Origin of the sequence: Arenibacter sp. F20364, assembly GCF_023015905.1 — a bacterium.
GTDB lineage: Bacteria > Bacteroidota > Bacteroidia > Flavobacteriales > Flavobacteriaceae > Arenibacter.
On record NZ_JALKBD010000012.1, the window covers coordinates 104,800 to 124,016 of the forward strand.

Below are 19,217 nucleotides of genomic sequence, written 5' to 3' on the forward strand. Positions count from 1 at the left end.
ATCTGGAACGGAAAGGCCCCGAACGCGGACCAGCGTAGCGGTTCGCCCGGGAAGTCTTGGAGTGGTAGATTTTTGAACTTCCGCATGAACATGGTCAAATAAACCGATGCCCTGGTTGAAAGATTTATATTGCTGTTTTGCTTTAAGACAAACCTCATTTTGGTGTTTATCCTTTAATGACATATAGTATCAAAACTGATGGTCGGAGGATTTTGTAGTGCAGTAGTGATTGGTAAGGAGTAATAAGAATTTGATGTCTCAAATTAGAATTAAACGGTTCGAATCGTGGCAGGGTTACACCCGTACCACACAATGTATTATATATCAATCATTTATGAATTCTAAAAACAAACTGTTATCCGATTTGTTGATGACACTATAAATGAACTTAAAGTAAAATGCTTTACTTTCTGATTTTATAAAGATATAAAATTGCAAAACCTTCTCCCTGTAATCACCCATCTTTTTTAATTATCATTAGCTTCTATTTTTCACATATTTTTTAATTCCAATGGATTTAATGACTTAACTAGGTTTCCATTTTTTGATAAAGGACTTTTATAGAATCCTTTGTTAGAAACCAATTCTTATTGTTCAACAATTTTAATCACACTACTTTATTGTTTTCTTGGGGTCAACATATCATATAGCAAAGTATGTTGTTCCATAACATTCCCAAATTCATCAATTAATCTAAACACAACTTGAGGGTCACTTTCTTCCATGTTAAAAGTAAATTCACCAAAAGCCTTTAATCCTTTGCCACCATAACCGAATATTTGATTCGTTGCTTCTTTTGCCATTGCATCCGGCCCGGGCACTCCACCTAAAGATGCTGCCTCAAATTCGTAAAATTTAAATCCTGATTTTCTGGGAATTGTAAAACCCCGTGCACCATGCCGGTCTCCGCTTATTAATAGCACACCCGGTATATTTTCCGTCTCCATAAAATTGAAGATTTCTTCGCGAACCATTGTATCCCAAGTACCCCATGAATCTTTACCATTTGAAACATAATCACTCCACATAGTTCCACTTGAGACAACCTTAAAATGTGCCGTGGATTTTTTTAAGATATCCTTGAACCATTTTAATTGTTCTGTACCCAAATAGGAACCATATTGACCCCGTTTTTCAATTGTACGACACGACCTTGTATCAAGCATTATTAGTTCAACCTGACCAATTCGAGTACTGAAATAAATTCCTTCCCCATCATTTTGAGGATTGTTCCAGTTTTGACGCCATAATGTTCTAAGTTCTTCTCTGTCTTTTTCCGTAAATCTTTTGGGAACCCCACTTAGGTCGTTATTAAGATAATCGTGGTCATCCCAACTTGCGTAAACAGGAATATTGGAAGCGAGTTTTTTCCATGCATTGGAAACATCACGAAGTAAATAATCAGACCTGTGCATGCTAAAATTATTTTCCCGATCATCAACTGCAATGTCCCCTAAAAGCAACATTGCATTTGGTTCTCTTTGTAATATTGTGTTTATCAGGTTAGGATTATGAAGTCCTATTTTATGAAAACCTGAACCAAAAGCCAGTCTTATCTGATTATTTTCGTCTAATTTTGGTGATGTTCGAAAAGTTCCCTCGGCTATTTCAATCCCTTTTGTTTTTGCTACATAGGTGTACTTCGTAGAAGGAGATAAATCTTTTAATACAATCCGCTTTTCCTTACCTGCAACACCAGGTTTTAAGGTGTAATCCTTCTCTTCTTTGCTATTTAAAGCATTTACTTTTATGTGAATTGGCAATTTATTGGATGGCCTGAGCCAAATACTTACTCCATTTTCTGTTATATCGCCCAGCATAGGCCCACCCATTAAGCTCATATCATTATTTAACGCAGCCTCAACAATCTGCCTATCGGTAAAATCCGCCTTATTATTCTTAAATAATTTTCGTGCATCGAGATAGAATTTCATGCTATTTAATGGTGCTTTCCCATAACTATCAAGTAGCATACTGTCTATTTTCAAACTTCCAATATGAGCTTCGTCCAACGTGATAGTATAACGAGGCGAGACGTTTTTAGAAATTTGACAAAAGCATTTGTTGCTTAACATAGTAAACATAATACCTACTAAAAGATATATGGCTCTCTTAAATCTCATGGCTTTTGATATTTTCTATTTATTTAAACTTTATATGCAGCACTCTTTCCAAAAGGAAGTACAACGGAATTAATAAGCGCCTTTTATATTGTTATCCATTTATTATTAAGCTTTTTTATTTCGTATTCTCAATTAACTGAATTGCTTTGTCGGCAAAGCGCTTACCCATAATCACATACCCTTCTGACGACATATGTAAATCATTTTTTATTTCTTTTCCTTTTCTATTAACTCCATCATTAAGGTCATCAGTATTAATCCAATCAAAGCGAGGTTTAGACTCAGCCACTTTTACCTGAACATCTCTAACCATAGTCCAATGGGGATATTTTTCATTTGACATATCAAAATCACTTAATCTCCCAATTATAAAGTTTATGTCCTTGCGCTTCAAGTCATTGCTTAGCTGATTATAAAGACCTATCAAACTTCTTTCGTATACTTCTCCTAATTTTTCTTTTGCATCACGTTCTCCCTGCATCCAAACAAACGTTACTGTTGCGATTTTTTTATTTTCGATACCTTTATAAACTTTGGTCATCAAGGAATCATACAGATCAGGTTGAGCTTTAGGTTCTTCTCCTACTAGTGGTTTCCAATCCCGATACCAACGTCGTATGGGTTGACCTCCTTTTGCATATTCTTCAATAATCACATTTTCTTCTCCAAATTCATCTTTGATTGCAGGAGTAAAAGACTCTTCTGGCCTTAATCCTTCCATATTAGATTGTCCTGAAAGGATAAATAAATGTTTTCCTTCTTGTTTTGGTTCACAAGATGATGCTATAATCGCTATTAAACTCACTAAAACAATTGTCTTTGCTTTCATTTTCTTAATTTTTGCTATGTATTTATGCTGTAATAGATTCCTTATTCATCGCTCTTATCAATTTTAAGATGATACCCACCGCTCACATTTCGGCTTGGAACTTGGCTGAGTAAACCTCATTTCCATCTACATCATAATGGATAAATTTAATTTCAGGCTGGCTGGACTCCCTGGTTATTTTCACGCCCAAAAAACCACCATTCACTCTTAAAAAACGGTGCTGGGGCCTCATATCTTCTTGATCCCAACCTTGGGAATGCGAATCACTCACCGGACCAGAGCCAAATTCATTGACCTGTGTTACAGAATCAACCGAATGGTACTGCCAGTGACGATCGCCATTGATTATGTAAACATTGTCTATTTGTGAAAGCATTCCCCGCATCCAATCCCCTTCGGTTTGAAAACCCTTATTGGCATGGTTGTCTTTCTTATTTTCCCTATCTGGGCCTATGATGGGTGTAGCAGAAAATAAGATTTTGAAAGTAGCATCCGATTCCTTTAGTGTCTGCTCCAACCACGATTTCTGCTCACTTCCCAGAATTGTTTTATCAGGACCATCTTCCATTTTGTTCTCAGACCTGAATTCCCGTCCTTCCACCAGCCAGATTTGAAGATCTTTTCCCCATCGAAATGTCCGGTAAGGTTCTCCTCTCAACGGAACATTTTCCTTCCATATTTTTAAACCATCATTCCAACTTAATTTACCGTACGTTCTATTCTTATCGCTGATGTCATCTCGTAAAAGGTCATGGTCATCTTTGATCATATACATGGGTACTTTAAGATGGAAATCAACTAAGGAAGACCATGAGTCCATGGCATGCCACTTGTGGCGTGCTGTTGGAATATCCTTTGCCACGGGGCCCTTTCGATCGTAGTACACATAATCCCCTGTCTGAACAAAGAAATCGGGGTTCATGCTGTTCATGGCATCATAAACTTTGAACCCCCTCAGACTATCATCATAGCTCCAGAAATATTGACAAGTAGAAGTTGTGAAGTGAATAGGTTTCTCAACTGTTTTTGTGGGAGCCGTTCTAAAATTTCCACTGACCTTGTTCCCAGACGCTTTCGATTCAATGGTTACTTCATATTGTGTATCCGGTTTTAATGCGCTGAATAGGTGGCTTGCTGTAAAATCATTTTCCTTTGTTACCTTCACCCATGGTGATTCCATACTTTCCAATCCGTCGGTTAGGATGAGTCTAACCGCTCCTTCCACCCCTGGAACTCCCCCATCCATTGAATCAAGTGCCATTTCTTCGTCAAAATCAATTGGGTAACTCGGATGTTCATCTGTTTTTTGATGTACGACAAGGTTAGGTGCAGCTTGGCCATAAAGCCTGGTCCAGATAAGTGCCGTCGAATCCGACACCTCCATTGTTCTAAATCCTGATGTAAAGAAATCTTTCTTCTTAGATTCACATGCAACTATGATAACTAGTACTATCAGACTTGCATACTTCAAATTAATTTTTTTCATGATTGTTTAGCTTTCAAATTCTCAATAAATGGATATTTGTGAAAAGTGTTCCCTGACCAACAAGTACGCTGAGTAAAAGTATGGTAATTAGGAAATACCCGTAAATAAGTTCATTCTTTACTTTCTAATGCTTCTCCCCCCAGTCATCAGTCCTAAATGAGGATGCCGGTAACCCGTGTAAATTATATAAATCCCCATCGACAAAATTCTTGAACCCGTACCTTGCTGCTACCGGTTCTGCTACTTCCCCGGATACCAGAATTATCCTTTTTCCTTTTATTCTTGCTTTGGCGGGATAAAATTTATGATCCTTTCTACACAATGCGAACCATTTCAATTCCTTTCCAAAAGAGGTCAGGCTTTCATTATACGTGAGCTCCACGGTTGGCCCTTTAATTTTCATATCCAAATATTCAGGACCCCTTGCCGAAATTCCCTCGATACCGTAAGTTTCCTTTAATGCAAAATAGGCAAGTCGCTCCCCCGCCACTCTTTTATTTGCCGGGTGAACAGTCCTTTCGTCCCCAACATCCAATAATGAAACCATTCCAGAATTGGAAATTTCTTTGGAGGCTTTTAATTGGGCTTCCCTTAAAAAGGCCGTATTTACCGTATCATCATATTGATAGGGTGCTATCTGATAGTAATAGAAGGGAAAATTACCGACTTTTTGTTTCCATTCGATTCATATATAATTGATATAGATATACTTTATTACAATAGTTTAAAGTTTCCCTTTACTCGAATATCCTGCGAACTGGAACCAACCATTACTTCAAACTCTCCCGGCTCTACTGTCCAATTCATATCCCTATCAAGCAGTTGTAAATCTTCTGGTTTTAAAGTGAAGTGAACCGTTTTGGTCTCTCCCGGTTCTAAGGTGATCCGCTCAAAACCTCTTAACTGTAGTTCATAAACGATTACACTGCTCACCAGATCCTTGAAGTAAAGCTGGACCACTTCGTCACCCTTCACTTTTCCGGTGTTCGTCACATCAACGGATACCTCTATCTGCTGCTGTGTCTTTCCTGTCTCCGGGGTGATCTTTAAGTTCTTGTATTCGAACTGCGTGTAACTTAATCCATAACCAAATGGGTAAAGCTCCCCTACCACAGATGTTTTACCGGTGCCGTTAGGACCCGATGAGGGCTGACCGACCTGTGAACTTGGTTTGTACGGAAAGTTCAGCTCCAGTTGACCAACAGACCTGGGAAAAGTAATGGGCAGTTTTCCTCCCGGATTATAATCACCAAATAATGTCTCTGCAATCGCATTGGGGCCTTCTATATTTGGAAACCACGCTTCCAGTATTGCCGGTAAGTATTGGTTCTCCCAATTGATGGTCAGTGGTCTTCCGTTTATAAGTACGAGTACTATGGGTTTACCGGTGGCTTCAAGGGCCTGTAGCAATTGAAACTGTCTGCCCGGTAGTCCCAAATCTGTTCTGGACCGGCTTTCCCCACAGCGCTTCTCGTCCTCGCCCATTACGGCAATGATGACATCGGATTGTTTGGCCTTGGCCACGGCATCATCGATCATCCGCTGCTCCTGATCTGAAAGCGGGATGGGGATAATTTCGCTCTCCGGCCAGGCTTCGTCCACTACTTCGCACCCCAACGAGAAGTTAACATTGGTTTTGGCTCCAACATAATTCTGGATGCCCTCCAGTACACTTTTTACTTCTAGATTTTGAGGACCGTACCGACTTACATAGACAGATTTATCAACGGCCAGAGGACCGGTGACCAGAATATTATCGAGCTTATTGATATCAAGTGGTAACGTTTTGTTTTCGTTCTTAAGAAGTACCAGCGACTCTTTGGCCATTTGCAGCACAAAGTCTTCGGTATCATTGGCCACTATCTTATCTGCGGCTTTGGTGTCTTTTACGTAAGGCTCATCAAAAAGTCCCAGTTCAAATTTTACACGAAGAACGTCTCTCACATTTCGGTCAAGAGTTGCCATGGACAGTTCACCGTCGTTGACCAGTTCCCTTAACGGTAAAATGTAATCCTCGGGTGGTGTAAAATGCGTTCGCACATTCAGTCCTGCTTCCGCAACCTGTCTTACGCCTTCTTTATAATCTTCTGCAACACGGTGTTTTTTATGAAGAAACTCCACGGCCTCACTATCAGAAACCACATACCCGTTGAAGCCGTACTCATTACGGAGCAGTTCCGTAAGGAAATAATAGCTTCCGCTCACCGGAATACCATCGTAATCATTGTAGCTGCTCATCACTCCTTTGGGGTGGGCTTCGCCAATCACTCTTTTGTAAGGATACAAATGCATCTGGTGCAGTTCTCTTGGTGCTACGTGGGGATCAGTTCTAACTCTACCGTCTCTACCACCTTTCGGTACGCTGTAAACTGCATAGTGCTTTAATGTAGAAGCTAACCCTTGCGACTGAATCCCTTTGACCATCTGGATGCCGAGTTCGGAAACCAGATAGGGATCTTCACCATAACACTCCACTACCCTGCCCCAGCGTGGGTCTCTGGCCAAATCAAGTATGGGTGCATAAATGTTGGTATAACCCAGCGCCTTTCCTTCTCTCCCCTCTATTTCGCCTGCCTGTCTTACCAGGTTCTTATTCCAGGTACTGCCAATGGCTATGGGTGATGGAAGCGGGGTCGCTTTTTCATGGTTGAGCCCGTGGATGCCTTCGTTGGTAAAGTCAACAGGAATTCCCAAACGTGTTTCTTCAATAAACCATTTCTGAATGGTATTGATGGCCTCTGCGTGTTTGCTATAGGGATACGAATACTGCGTAGGTTTGAGACCATTTAACTGCTCATCTATGTTGGCAATCCCGTCTTTCCACACCTCGTTTTTCCAACCGGGAGTAGGTAATTCGTCCTTTAAGACCCGCTTGTAGCCATAAAGCGTAGCACATTGAGCTGTTTTTTCGTCCACATTCATTTGACCCAATAAGTCCTCGACTCTGTCATCGATTTCAACTTCAGGGTCTTCGAAAATATCTTTTTGACCGTTCTTGTTAAAATCGATCCAACCCTTCTGGTAAATTGTTTTCTTTTGGGCAAAGGATGAGCAGCTTACTAGCAAGCATATTCCAAAAACAACTACTCTTTTTTTTATCATTATATTTTTCATATTTATCTAACTATATCTTTTTTAAATAGATGGCATTTCCTCCTCCGGGGGCAAGCTTGACCTTCACGGTTGAGGTATTATCAACCTCCTCTTTGGTAATGACATAAGTTTCCTTTTGATTTAGGAAATGAGTATCCACATCGTCACTATAAATAGTGGCCAGATAATTTTCACCTTGAGGCAGAAAGCTCAGATCAATTTCAATCTCGCGAGCATCTCTATTATTCAAGGAGCCGATGAACCAATCATCTCCCGCACCTCTTACAACGCTTATGTATGAATCAATATCTCCTTGAAGTACTTTGAAACTATCAAACTGGGCAGGCATTTTTCGAATGCAATCGAACAGACCTTCCTTTTTCAAATACTCCTCTGGTGCATCAGGCAGAACCATCCAGCCTGTATGAGCGACGATAAGTTTAGCAACTTCGGCAGTAACCGTACCCGGTATTTCTTCAAAAACCCGCTCTCTTGAATGGGCATTGTTAAGATCGAACCAGCCGTTTGTATAGTCTATAGGACCCGCAATCATATTGATAAATGCTGATGAGACAGCTGTTTCCGGAAAATAGGAACGCTTGGCATCTGCTTGCGCATGACCAAACTCGATAGCCATAAGATTTGGATATGTACGTTCATTACCACTTGGAGGAACAGGATTGTCATGAAAGTCAACCATGAGCTTGTATTTTGCACAGAGCTCCACCACTTCTCTGGTATGCCTAACTTTTTCTTCCCAGGTTCCTTTCATAAAACCATATTTGACTCCAACGGCTCCCCAATCAGCAAATTGTTTCAACACTCGCTCCAGCCCAAATTTCTTGGCCCCAACATCGTTTAGGTAAAGAATGACACCTACACCATGACTTTTTGCATAAGACATACATTCCTGTATATCAAAACCTTCTCTCGTGGCTGCCGTGGGGTCAGAATCAGAACTGAATTCGGGACCATACCAATCTGCATCAATTAACAGATACTGGATATTGTTCTTAGAGGCAAAATCAATAAAACGTTTGTGCGTTTTGGTATCAAGTAAATATTCAAAACCATCTTCTGCCTTATACCCCCAAACTCTCCAGTCCCATAAGGTTTTTCCTGGCTTGATCCAGGAAGTATCTTCAATCTTGCAAGGTTCATTCAGGTTCTGTAAGAGGTTAGAAGAAACTAAATCGCCTGGCTGATCACCAACTATAAAAGTTCTCCAAGAAGTAGTAATTGGACCCTGATCACTAGTCGTGCTTACATTAAATGAGAGATCTTTTTCCTGAGACTTTATGGTAAGTGGGGCGTAACGTTCTATGGCTGCTTCATGAATCCCCAGGTATAGATCTTTACTGGTCCTTACTACCATAGGAATCTTTATTTCGGCAATGGAAGTATCACGACTTAACAATGGGCCAAGATTAGCATTTTCACGATTATAAGACCAAAAAGTAATGTTGTCATTAAAATGCAATCTGGTATTTTCTCCTGAGATCCTTAGTTCGTTTTCGGGTTGATTGTCAAGAATATATCGGTATGCAAAACCATCGTTATAGCATCTAAAAACTATATCATAATCAGGCTGATCTGACTTTGAGTTTTTGAAATGCAGGACATACTCGTTATATCGATTGAGAATGGATTTATTTTTTCCAATGACAGGGTGCCAGGTTTCATCGAAAGATGATTTGTCAACACTTATAAGTTTTTCATTTCCTTGTATTGATTTTGCATTCCCTAAAATGAGTCCAAGGGACTCTATTGTCAAAACAGTTTCCCCTTCTAATTGATAACTGAATGAAATACCACCAGAAGACTCTTTAAAAGCAAGCTGATGACGACTATCCGGACTTGAAAGGGGATGATCCAAATCTGAACTACATGAGATCAAAAAATTGATCCCGATTAACATCACAATAGAGCGGATAGTCCAAATCCATTTATCCAAATTAGTATTTAATTTCATCTTTAATATACTTTATAATTTGATTCTTCATAAGTTGATAGCCTGATGCATTCCAATGGAATCTATCCAAACGAGCCAGATCAAGACGATTTACTACTACTGAATAGAGATCATTGACCACAACATTGTTTCGCTTCATCACCTCATCAGCCAGTGCATTGCGCTTTACTATTGTCGGGTTGATTTCTTTGTTTAGCTCTGCTACTCCCTGAGCTGTAACTGGTGTTATACTTGCCCATATCAATTTGGCCTGAGGGGCATAATTCTTAATAGTTTGCACGTATCTCTCCAGAAGTGGCACATATTTACCCTCCGGGATTCTACCTTGTTGCCAACCATGCAAGCCAATATTGAAGTGAATTACAGCATAGTTTCTTCGGCTGACATAATCCTGTAATTCCTCAATCAATCCCTCACTATTCAAATGCTTTCCCGTCATCCAAAAATCCACTACAGCATCATTTGCAAGGCTATACTTTACCATATCTCCATAACCATGCAAAATAGAATCACCAATCAGCAGGATATAGGTGGAGTCCGCATTTGATGTTTGATCTGAAACCTTAAAACCCCACGCTCCTCCATCAGTGTGAAGTCCTTCCTTTTTGTCTCCATTACTGTCGGATACCTTATTGGATTGGGCTGGGCATCTTTCGGTCAACATCAGAAAGACGATTAGTACGAGTGTCCGAGAAAATAATTTGAACTTATTTATTTCCATCATTTTATATTCTGCTTAGAGAATAGGAAAAACCTTTTTTTGCTTCAAAAACAATACATTCTCCGTTACTACTGTCTATTTTAAAATCAAGCTGCTTTCCAGATTTATCAGAAACAATTTTCAATTTTTGACCCGGCCATGGATTCATCAGCTGGCAAATATTGTCTCTTTTAGAAAGTACTTTTAGATAAGTAATATCTCCATCGATCATTTCAGAAGAAACTTCAAATCCACCTCTGGCCAGCATTTGTTTAAAGGCAACAGTTGTATTTTTAGGAACAGTAGGGAACAGATGTATGCGTCCGCTTCTTGAGTTTATGAGTCTTTCAGGCTCAAAAAAGAAAGCATCCCATCTAGTATCTAGATTGTCTAAAGGAACCGTTATATCTTCATCAATAGTTGGTGGCCATCCTTTACGTCCAAATTTAGACATGTGATACGTAAATACTCCGGCCCACCAAATATGTAAAACGTCTGGATCTTCTCCCAGTAAATGAAAAACCTGCCGATTGACCCGATGACCCCACACATCCCGAGCAGTGTTAAGCGCTATTTCCTTATCCTTTGGTTCAGAATCAAGATTGATAAAATCTGCTACTGCAGTGGGATAGGCAACTGTTGCATTATTATAAGGGACTCTAAGTGAGCTTATTCCTTCAGCATCTGAAAATACAGCTCCACTTGGTCCTTTTTCCAGGTGAAAATCGACCATTTGACTTGCCCTTTTACGCCATTTTTTTGCTAGGTCCAAATCCCTGCCCAAGTATTCTGCTGCTTCTGCAGCTCTTATTAGGATCCATTTGAACATGGCTACACCCGCTACATTATCTCTATTGTATTTGTATTGGTAGGTAAAACCAAAATGTTCTCCGCTGTGCGATGGAATTACGTGATATTTTCCATCTTCTCCCAAAGTCATATATTCAGAGACGAAAATGGCATGCTCTCTCAATGGAGGATAGAGGTACTCTTTAAGCACCTTTTCATCTCCGCCATAGTCCCAGGCATCCCAAGCACACTTAAGTAACTGCCCAGGTACCTCGGTACAAAAATCCAATATAGTATTAGTCCGCATAATTTCTTGAGGCTTAATTGGTCCCTGATATCCATGTGGCGGACCGAAAGCTCCATTTAGCCCATAAACCTCTTCAGTATACTGTTTAGTTGCTTCCAGCCAAAACTTTGGAAGCTTAATCTGATAATCTAGCATATCCAGCCTGTTCATTACAGCATAGTGCGTAAAATAGGTTTCGTTATAACACGAAAGCGTGTGCCACAGATTGTTAAAATCAACATCAAGATTTCCGTACCAGGCATCTGCCTCGAACTTCTCAGGATCAGGGGCACTCTCACGGGAATGCATCCCTACCCAACTATAATATAGATTAGGTATTCGCTTTTGAGCCCTCTCGGGTGTTCCATCAAATATTCTTCCCTGCTCCCTTTGATTATAAAAATCCTTATACCAATCAGCATTCTCTGCGATAATACCCCGCATATTTTTAGCTTGAGCATCTTTAAGATTCTGTTTTGCAATTTTTACTAAATCATCGCCATCATTTGATGTTACTACAGTAAGAAAAATTGTAAATTCAGTATCATCTTTAGAATCTAATAGGGCATCTACAGCATAACCTGGTGTGTCATCATAGATATTATCCATCATACCCAGTTCAGACGTTTTATCCATCTTTTTTTCAATACTATAAGATGCCCCATTGATAACTCCCATCAACACATACTCAAACCCATCAGGGAAAGTGTGTTCCGCCGGCATTTTTTGAGATATCCAGAAGTAGCGTCCGTCTTGCTCCACCGCAGGTGGGGTTATTGGCTCACTAAGCTCAGGGTGTGCCTCATAGTCCCATCCCTCATTTTGTTCATAGATGATTTGATTGCTACCATCTATTTTTTTTACAGTGGCTTTACTATTTGGTTTGGTAACATCCTGATGTCTGAAAAGCCGAACTGAAGCTGGATTTTTTAAACCCTGAGCTTTAATGTTTACGGCCACAATATTTTCAGGCATCATTGTTAAATAAGTCAACGTAGCACTCGCCTGTGACTCTTCACCTATTTTGACGCTAACAGTTCCATCCTCAAAATTTAAGGTTCCGAAAAGATCATCTGGTATTTGAATACCATCAAGGTTAAATATAGCTTGACCAACCGGTTTCTGGATTGGAAAATCATAAGCTTTCCAGCCATAGCTTTGGTGAAGTTTACCATCTGAGGTACGAATCCAACCACCATCACGTGGGTTCCCACCATTATCTAACGCTTTCGTTTTTTCTTGAGTATAGGTGTTTTCAGGGTCAAAAAGCGTTTCTTCTACTTGATCTAGTGTGAGGATAGGTGTATTGGCAAATCTTCGGTCCCAAACATCCGTTTTCATAAAAGACAATACTTGTTTATTGTTTTTTCTCCATAATGCCACCTTCAATTGCTTGTTATTCATCTGGAATCCTCTGTCATGACGATTTGAGAATTGCTCGGGTGTCCATATAACATTTCCACTACTGTTGCTCACTGTTTCTGAAATGGGCAATGTGATTGATGTATTTTTTGCGGCCTCCCAATAGGTTGGCTCTTGATCCCATAAACGCGTTTGCGCATTGACTTCGGAATAGCTGAATAGGATAATAAAGAAAGGTATCAGTATTTTATTCATGGTGTTTGACTGCTTTATTTAGTTTTTAAAAGACAAGGTCTTAGTCTCTCCAGGCTGAAAATTTATCATTTCACTTTTATCACCCATAAATACCTCAACCTCCCCTCCAACCAGTGAAGTGATTCTTGCATCGGTGACCATTCCATCTTCCCATTCCATAGCTACTTCAAAATTACCTCGGGCTTTCAGTCCCTCTACTTTACCGTTTTTCCATTCCTCGGGCAAGGCGGGTAAGAGGTATATCTTTCCAGGTACATGAGATTGGATGAGCATCTCAGCCATACCGGCAGTACCCCCAAAATTCCCATCGATCTGAAAAATTCCCGGTGGATGTAGGTCGAAGAAGTTTGGGCCCAACTGCTCGCCTATGAGATCCTTCAAATGCACATGAGCCTGTTCTCCATTTCCAAGACGTGCGTAGAAATTAACTATCCAGGCTCTACTCCAGCCGGTTTGCCCTCCTCCGTCAGATAATCTGCGCTCTATGGTTTTCTTGGCTGCTTCAAATAGATCTGGTGTTTCTGGAGAAATTTCTGCTGAAGGATACAGCCCTAATAAGTGTGAAATATGCCGGTGTCCTGAATCTACTTCTTCATAATCTTCATACCACTCCTGTATCGTTCCATTTGCCCCAATCTTAGTAGGCGGCAATCGTTTCATTGCAGCACGAACCTGTTCAGATAGTTCACTTATTCCCAATTGTTTCTCAGACTCTAGGCATGCTTCAAAAATGCTTCTTATGATTTGCATATCCATCGTTGCAGCTACGGTATTCAACTGTGGTTCTCCTGTAGCTGGATTTATATAGGAATTTTCCGGAGAGTATGAAGGCGCTGTAACTAATTCTCCCTTTTCATTTTCCTTTAAAAAATCCAGGATAAACCTTGAAGATCCTGAAATAATTGGATAAACAGATTCTCTAAGGTATTTTTCATCTTTAGTAAACTCATAATGTCTCCAGAGTGAAAGTGACATCCAGGCACCTGCAAGCGGAAAGCAATATCCGTTTGCCACCTGTGATTTTTGAAATGAACCTTTTGGTGTTACCCTACCAAATGGGTTTGTTGCGTGATGTGCCATCCACCCCTCTGAACCAATAAATTTTTGAGCAGGAACTTTACCTCTTTCAGCAATACCCTGCATAAAATTTGAAAGTGGAATTGTGGCTTCAGAAAGGTTACACGTCTCAACTGGCCAATAATTCATTTGTAAATTGATATTGAGATGAAAATCAGACTCCCAGGGTGCCCACATCTTTTCACTCCATATCCCCTGCAGGCTGGAAGGCAATACAGCCCGGCGCATGCCGCTAGACATCATCAAATAACGACCGTATTGAAAGAAAAGTTGCTCAAGCCCCACATCTTCCTTTCCTTGCGATAGCCTTTCTAATCTATCTTTTGTTGAAAGACTATCTAGTGATTTGGCTTCAATCTCCAATTTCACCCGATTAAAAATAGCAGCGTGCTCAGTGATTTGGTCTGATTTAATTCGATTATAAGGTTCCTTTAGTGCTGACTTGAGTTTGTTGATAGAATTTTGCTTTGCATCAATACTCCTATCAAAGTTCATCTCTTCTAAATTATAGTCTGTTGCAGCGCTTGTAATAAGTGTGAATGAAGTACTATTTTCAATATTTAGCTTATTACCTGAAGCCTTGATTTCACCATTCTGATTAAGCACCCCGATGTGACTTGAAAATTTCATATGATGTCCTCCTTGACCCGATCCTCCTTTGTTGTCCTCATAACCATTGGGGTCATCAAATATTTGACCAGTAACTTCAATGATTTGATTATTAATTACGCTAAGAGTTACATCCTTTTCTCTCTGAAAATTAATCTGTGTAGAAAGCGGCTCCCCATCAAGACTTTCAAACCGGTAAATCAAGACATCGTAATCAGCAGAAATGAAAGATTCCCGTTTAAAACGCTTTCCATCAACTACGTACTCGATAGTCAAAATTCCGGTTTCTAAGTTGAGGTCCCGTTTGTAGGATTCTGGTGTACCGTTATGGCCGAATGTCAAAAATAACTTACCCAGTGGCTCGTATGATCTAAAGGCTGTAGGTGAAACAGCAAGATTACTCATAGCATAATCATAAGCTTCATCATAGCGTCCCTCAAGGTTTAACTCCTGAAATTTCTGGTAGTGTAAACCCACATTTTCAGGATATGGGTCTTCAGGCATTCCTGCCCAAAGACTTTCTTCATTAAGATATAGTTTCTCATTCCTTACTCCACCAAAAACCATAGCGCCCAATCTTCCATTACCCAGAGGAAGCGCTTCAAGCCATTCCGTGGCTGGTTCATCATACCAAAGAGAGTGAGAAAGAACTACACTGTCTTCTTTTTGATTAGAGCATGATGCTAAAAAATAGCAAAATGCAATAATCGCGGGTTTAAAGTATTTTGTCATCATAATTTATGTTCAAAATATTATTACTCAATTTAAAAGCTATCTCATTGCAGACCTAGTTTAAATCTGTACTCATTAAAAATGAATGTCTGTTAGGGGATATTATGCTGCGAATTATTTTGAATCATCCTCCCAGTCATCAGTTCTAAATGAAGAAGCGGGTATACCATATCTATTATACAAATCCCCTACAACAAAATCCTTAAATGCATATCGCACCGCAACAGGCTTCTTTACCTCTGGACTTGACAGCAACATTACTTTTGTTTTCCAATCGTACCTGGCAGAGGCGGGATGAAACTCCTTATTTGCTCCTGCTATTTCAAAAAGATTAAAACCTTTGCCATAATTGGTAATGCCTCCATCATCATTTATAAAAGTTAGGTGTACCACAGAACCGTCAATGGTCATTTCATCTAGTTCCGGTCCTCTACTAACTATTCCTTTTATACCATATGTCTCTTTTAAAGCATAATAAGCGAGGCGTTGACCGGCCTCAACCTTGTTGGCAGGATGGATGTCTTTTTCTTCGCCAGTATCCATCAATGATACCATTCCCGAATTGGGTATTTGTTTGGAAGCCTTATATTGAGCTTCTCTTAAAAATGCGGAATTTATTTCGGGTTCTTTATAATCAAAAGGTGCTACCTGGCAGTAATAAAATGGGAACTCACCTATACTCCAACGCTCCCTCCAACGCTTGACCATAAGCTCCATTAGGTTATCATAGATTTCAGGTTCCTTTCTGTTACTTTCTCCCTGATACCAAATAACTCCTTGTATTTTAAACTCGAGCATAGGGTTTATCATGGCGTTAAATAATGCAGATGACCTGTTTTGACTGATTTTTTCACTATGATCTTCTAAGATTGAAGGATCGAAGGATTTTAAACCAGCTTCATCGATCCATGCTTGAATCCGAGTCCCTCCCCAATTAGACGAAATCAAGCCAATGGGAACATTAAGCGTTTCATATAACATCTTACCAAAATAATATCCTACGGCACTAAATTCCCCGGCTGATTCAGGACCACACTCCTTCCAGTCTGCCACAAAATCATCTTGTGGCTCATAGCTCTTAGCTTGTTCTACATTGAATAATCGAATAGTAGGCTGGTTTGCTTGAAGCAACAGATTGTTTGGGTTTGGAGAGGTAGGACTTCCTGTCCTAACCAGGTCCCACTCCATATTAGACTGCCCGGAACACACCCAAACTTCCCCTATCAATACATTTTCAAGGGTTACGATTTCTTTTCCATCTGAAATATCAACCTGATAAGGCCCCCCGGCTTCGGGGGTCTTAACCTTGAGTTTCCAGTTACCCTCCTTATCTGATTGGGTCGTATACGTACTCCCATTCCAGGAAGTAGTAATAACTATGTCATCTGTAGCTTTTCCTCTACCCCAAATGGAAACATCGCTATTACGCTGAAGTACCATATTGCTTCCAAAGATTGAAGGCAAATGCACTTGTGCTTGAATCTGAAAGGATATCAACAGGCATAAAACGAAGCCTATATGTAGTCCTATTGTTGATCGTTTTGTCATAAATTATTTGGTTTTATTTGTCATTGTTTTAAGCATCTCCTCAGCATATCGCTTTCCCAATTTACGCTGGGCTACAGAATTGAATTGAAGATTATCACCTTTGTGATCCAATCCTTTTGAAGAGACCCAATAGGTATTCTTATCATTTTCTGCCACGGATCTAATCACTTGATTAATTCTCTGAAATTTGAAGGCTTTCTCTTCTGGCTTTGCAAACCGACCCAATTCTCCCATCACGATGGGAAGGTCGGCATCACCTACTTCAGCTCTAAAAATCTCAAATAAGCTATTGACTGCTTTATTGTAAACAGGGATATCCTTTTCATTTGCATTGCTTTCGCCCTGGTGCCAAAGAATACCTTTAATCTCACCTCGTGCTTTAGCCAGGTCAACTTTCTGTTTAAAGTTCCTCAACAATTTTACCCCACGATGTTCTGAATCTTCATCTAGCCATTTATAGATAGAACTTCCGCCAACAGCACAAGGAACTAAAGCTATGGTAACTGAATCAGGAACATGCTTCAACATTTCCCGAGCAAAGCTCATCCCACAGTCCAGACCGCTATTTTCATAAAAATGAAGCGGTTCTTTAGCTAAAACCCAATTGTTCTGACTGTCTATACTCAAAATTCGAGGGTTACTTATGGTGTCCTGAGCCTCAATAGCACCACGACCCGCCATATTAGATTGGCCTGCCATTAAATAGACCCAAACTGTTTGTTCTGGATTTTTCTCTAGCGGCTCATTATTTCCTTGAAGGTTGTTTTTTGAAACATTGCACGAACTTAACATCAAGATGAGCACATACAATGGCAACAGGTTTAGGCTAGATTCAAACCACTTCCAAACTCTGAAATCGTAAATACTAAGTTTATTTATCGCCATTATTTCAAGCCTGTAAGATCAGAGTTAATAGAGATGATGCCTCCGTCATTTTTGATGACTGCTTTAAAATCTTCTGAAATCTCAATGTTGTTGTCCATATTCAGAATGATCTCTTTTCCTTCTACTCGATTTTCTACAAGCGTCATTTCTCCTTTCTTATTCAACGTGTTGCCGTAGAAATTGACGAATGTTTTTCCATAGTCTGGTACGTAGCCTTTTTTACCATGGAAGAGAATTCCAGAATTTCTTAAACTACAGTTCGTAATGGTAAATAAATCTACTGGTGTGTTGACTTTTACAAAAGGTAATTCCCCATCGTGTAACACCTTTACATTATCAAATAATAATTGCTCTTGCTGAGGAATGTCTGCTCCTGGATAATAAGATCTACTCCAGCTACTGTTGTCAAAATGGATGGAAAAACTACTTCTTGGCTTTTCAAGAAAAATATCACGATAAACTACGTTTCTTACTCCTGCGGTGTACTCCACATCGTCTTGCATCATCACCCATTTGATGCCATCCAGAACCACTATACCTTCTGTATGAGTAGGTCTTGTTTTGGTTTTCCAGGTACCTTTAATTGGCTTTCCATCGTCTCCCATTCCATCTACACGGTAGATTCTTCCGTCAGAAACTACTGCATCTGCATTTTGTAGTTCTAATCCTTCTTCCCAGTCTATCCATCCCCCGGCTAAAATGCGGCAGAAATAACCAACTACAGGTTGCCCTTCTAAAGAAAGGTCATTACAATTTTCTATTACACCATTTTCAATCCAACCAACTTCTGGATTGGAGTTGGCATAATCGTGAGCATTGAGTGCCAGAGCATCGTCAAGTGTTTTAAAGGTAGCATTGGATATTTTGAAACGATTACCTCTTCCCAGATGTATCCCGTCTTTATCACCTTCTAGAATGGTGTCATCTATGAGTAGATCTTCAAAAGTACAAACATGGATACTGAACTGAACTCCCTCAATATCATAGCATCGAAAACCTTCTATTTTCAGATCTTTTACGTAGAAGAATGCGAGCTGTCCCCTGAGTCCAAAAACTTCAATGTACCGCTTTACCACACCGTTTACGCTTATGTGAAGCCCTTTGACAGATATGTGTTCGTCATAGGTTCGAGTAAGGGCACCCTTATTCAAAAGCACGTGGGAAAAAAGCCCTTCTTCGTTAACTTTCTGGAGTATGACACCTTTGCCGAATTCGATAGAGGTATTACTCCCTATATAACTCGTCCCAGCTACCTTATATGTACTAGGCTCGCTTACAAGAATTGTACCTCCTTGATCTAATGCTTTTTGTAGGGCCTTCACATTTGCAATGCCCGAAGCTTTTGGAGAGAAACCAAAATCTACAGCATTAGTAAATGCTGATTGCTGGCCATGGCCCACTTTGATTGCGGTAAGCATTAGTATTAATAAGGGTCTTATTCGCATTACTTTCATTTTCATTGTTTCGATTA

Annotated in this window: 12 protein-coding genes; all 12 read right to left on the reverse strand. The window is 39.9% G+C overall.

Annotation, left to right across the window (positions count from 1 at the left end):
- Positions 1-617: 617 nt before the first annotated feature.
- The 12 genes from MWU84_RS11900 to MWU84_RS11955 all read right to left on the reverse strand — a co-directional run bounded on the left by MWU84_RS11900 (position 618) and on the right by MWU84_RS11955 (position 19,206).
- Positions 618-2,123 (reverse strand): alkaline phosphatase D family protein, encoded by a 1,506-nt coding sequence (locus MWU84_RS11900; RefSeq protein ID WP_246901704.1) that lies wholly within the window; start codon positions 2,121-2,123, stop codon positions 618-620.
- 115 nt (positions 2,124-2,238) lie between these two features.
- Complete coding sequence (locus MWU84_RS11905) at positions 2,239-2,952, reverse strand: sialate O-acetylesterase (RefSeq protein ID WP_246901705.1); 714 nt, start codon at positions 2,950-2,952, stop codon at positions 2,239-2,241.
- Between the two features lie 82 nt (positions 2,953-3,034).
- Entirely contained in the window at positions 3,035-4,438 is a 1,404-nt protein-coding gene (locus MWU84_RS11910) for an alkaline phosphatase D family protein (RefSeq protein ID WP_246901706.1), read from the reverse strand.
- Positions 4,439-4,562: 124 nt separating this feature from the next.
- Entirely contained in the window at positions 4,563-4,985 is a 423-nt protein-coding gene (locus MWU84_RS11915) for a hypothetical protein (RefSeq protein WP_246901707.1), read from the reverse strand.
- Between the two features lie 167 nt (positions 4,986-5,152).
- Positions 5,153-7,540 (reverse strand): glycoside hydrolase family 3 N-terminal domain-containing protein, encoded by a 2,388-nt coding sequence (locus tag MWU84_RS11920; protein ID WP_246901708.1) that lies wholly within the window; start codon positions 7,538-7,540, stop codon positions 5,153-5,155.
- Positions 7,541-7,562: 22 nt separating this feature from the next.
- The gene (locus MWU84_RS11925; protein ID WP_246901709.1) at positions 7,563-9,503 is read right to left on the reverse strand and encodes a glycoside hydrolase family 97 protein; all 1,941 of its coding nucleotides are present in this window, start codon (positions 9,501-9,503) and stop codon (positions 7,563-7,565) included.
- Positions 9,487-10,167, reverse strand: coding sequence for an SGNH/GDSL hydrolase family protein (locus MWU84_RS11930; RefSeq protein WP_246901710.1), 681 nt, complete (start codon positions 10,165-10,167; stop codon positions 9,487-9,489). Before MWU84_RS11930 ends, MWU84_RS11925 begins: the two co-directional genes overlap by 17 nt.
- 61 nt (positions 10,168-10,228) lie before the next feature.
- Complete coding sequence (locus MWU84_RS11935) at positions 10,229-12,895, reverse strand: glycoside hydrolase family 95-like protein (protein WP_246901711.1); 2,667 nt, start codon at positions 12,893-12,895, stop codon at positions 10,229-10,231.
- 18 nt (positions 12,896-12,913) lie between these two features.
- Complete coding sequence (locus MWU84_RS11940) at positions 12,914-15,316, reverse strand: glycoside hydrolase family 95 protein (RefSeq protein ID WP_246901712.1); 2,403 nt, start codon at positions 15,314-15,316, stop codon at positions 12,914-12,916.
- Between the two features lie 111 nt (positions 15,317-15,427).
- A complete protein-coding gene (locus MWU84_RS11945; RefSeq protein WP_246901713.1) occupies positions 15,428-16,861 on the reverse strand; it encodes a sialate O-acetylesterase in 1,434 nt (477 codons plus the stop codon).
- A gap of 3 nt (positions 16,862-16,864) precedes the next feature.
- The gene (locus MWU84_RS11950; RefSeq protein ID WP_246901714.1) at positions 16,865-17,746 is read right to left on the reverse strand and encodes a sialate O-acetylesterase; all 882 of its coding nucleotides are present in this window, start codon (positions 17,744-17,746) and stop codon (positions 16,865-16,867) included.
- Entirely contained in the window at positions 17,746-19,206 is a 1,461-nt protein-coding gene (locus MWU84_RS11955) for a hypothetical protein (protein ID WP_246901715.1), read from the reverse strand. Before MWU84_RS11955 ends, MWU84_RS11950 begins: the two co-directional genes overlap by 1 nt.
- Positions 19,207-19,217: the final 11 nt, after the last annotated feature.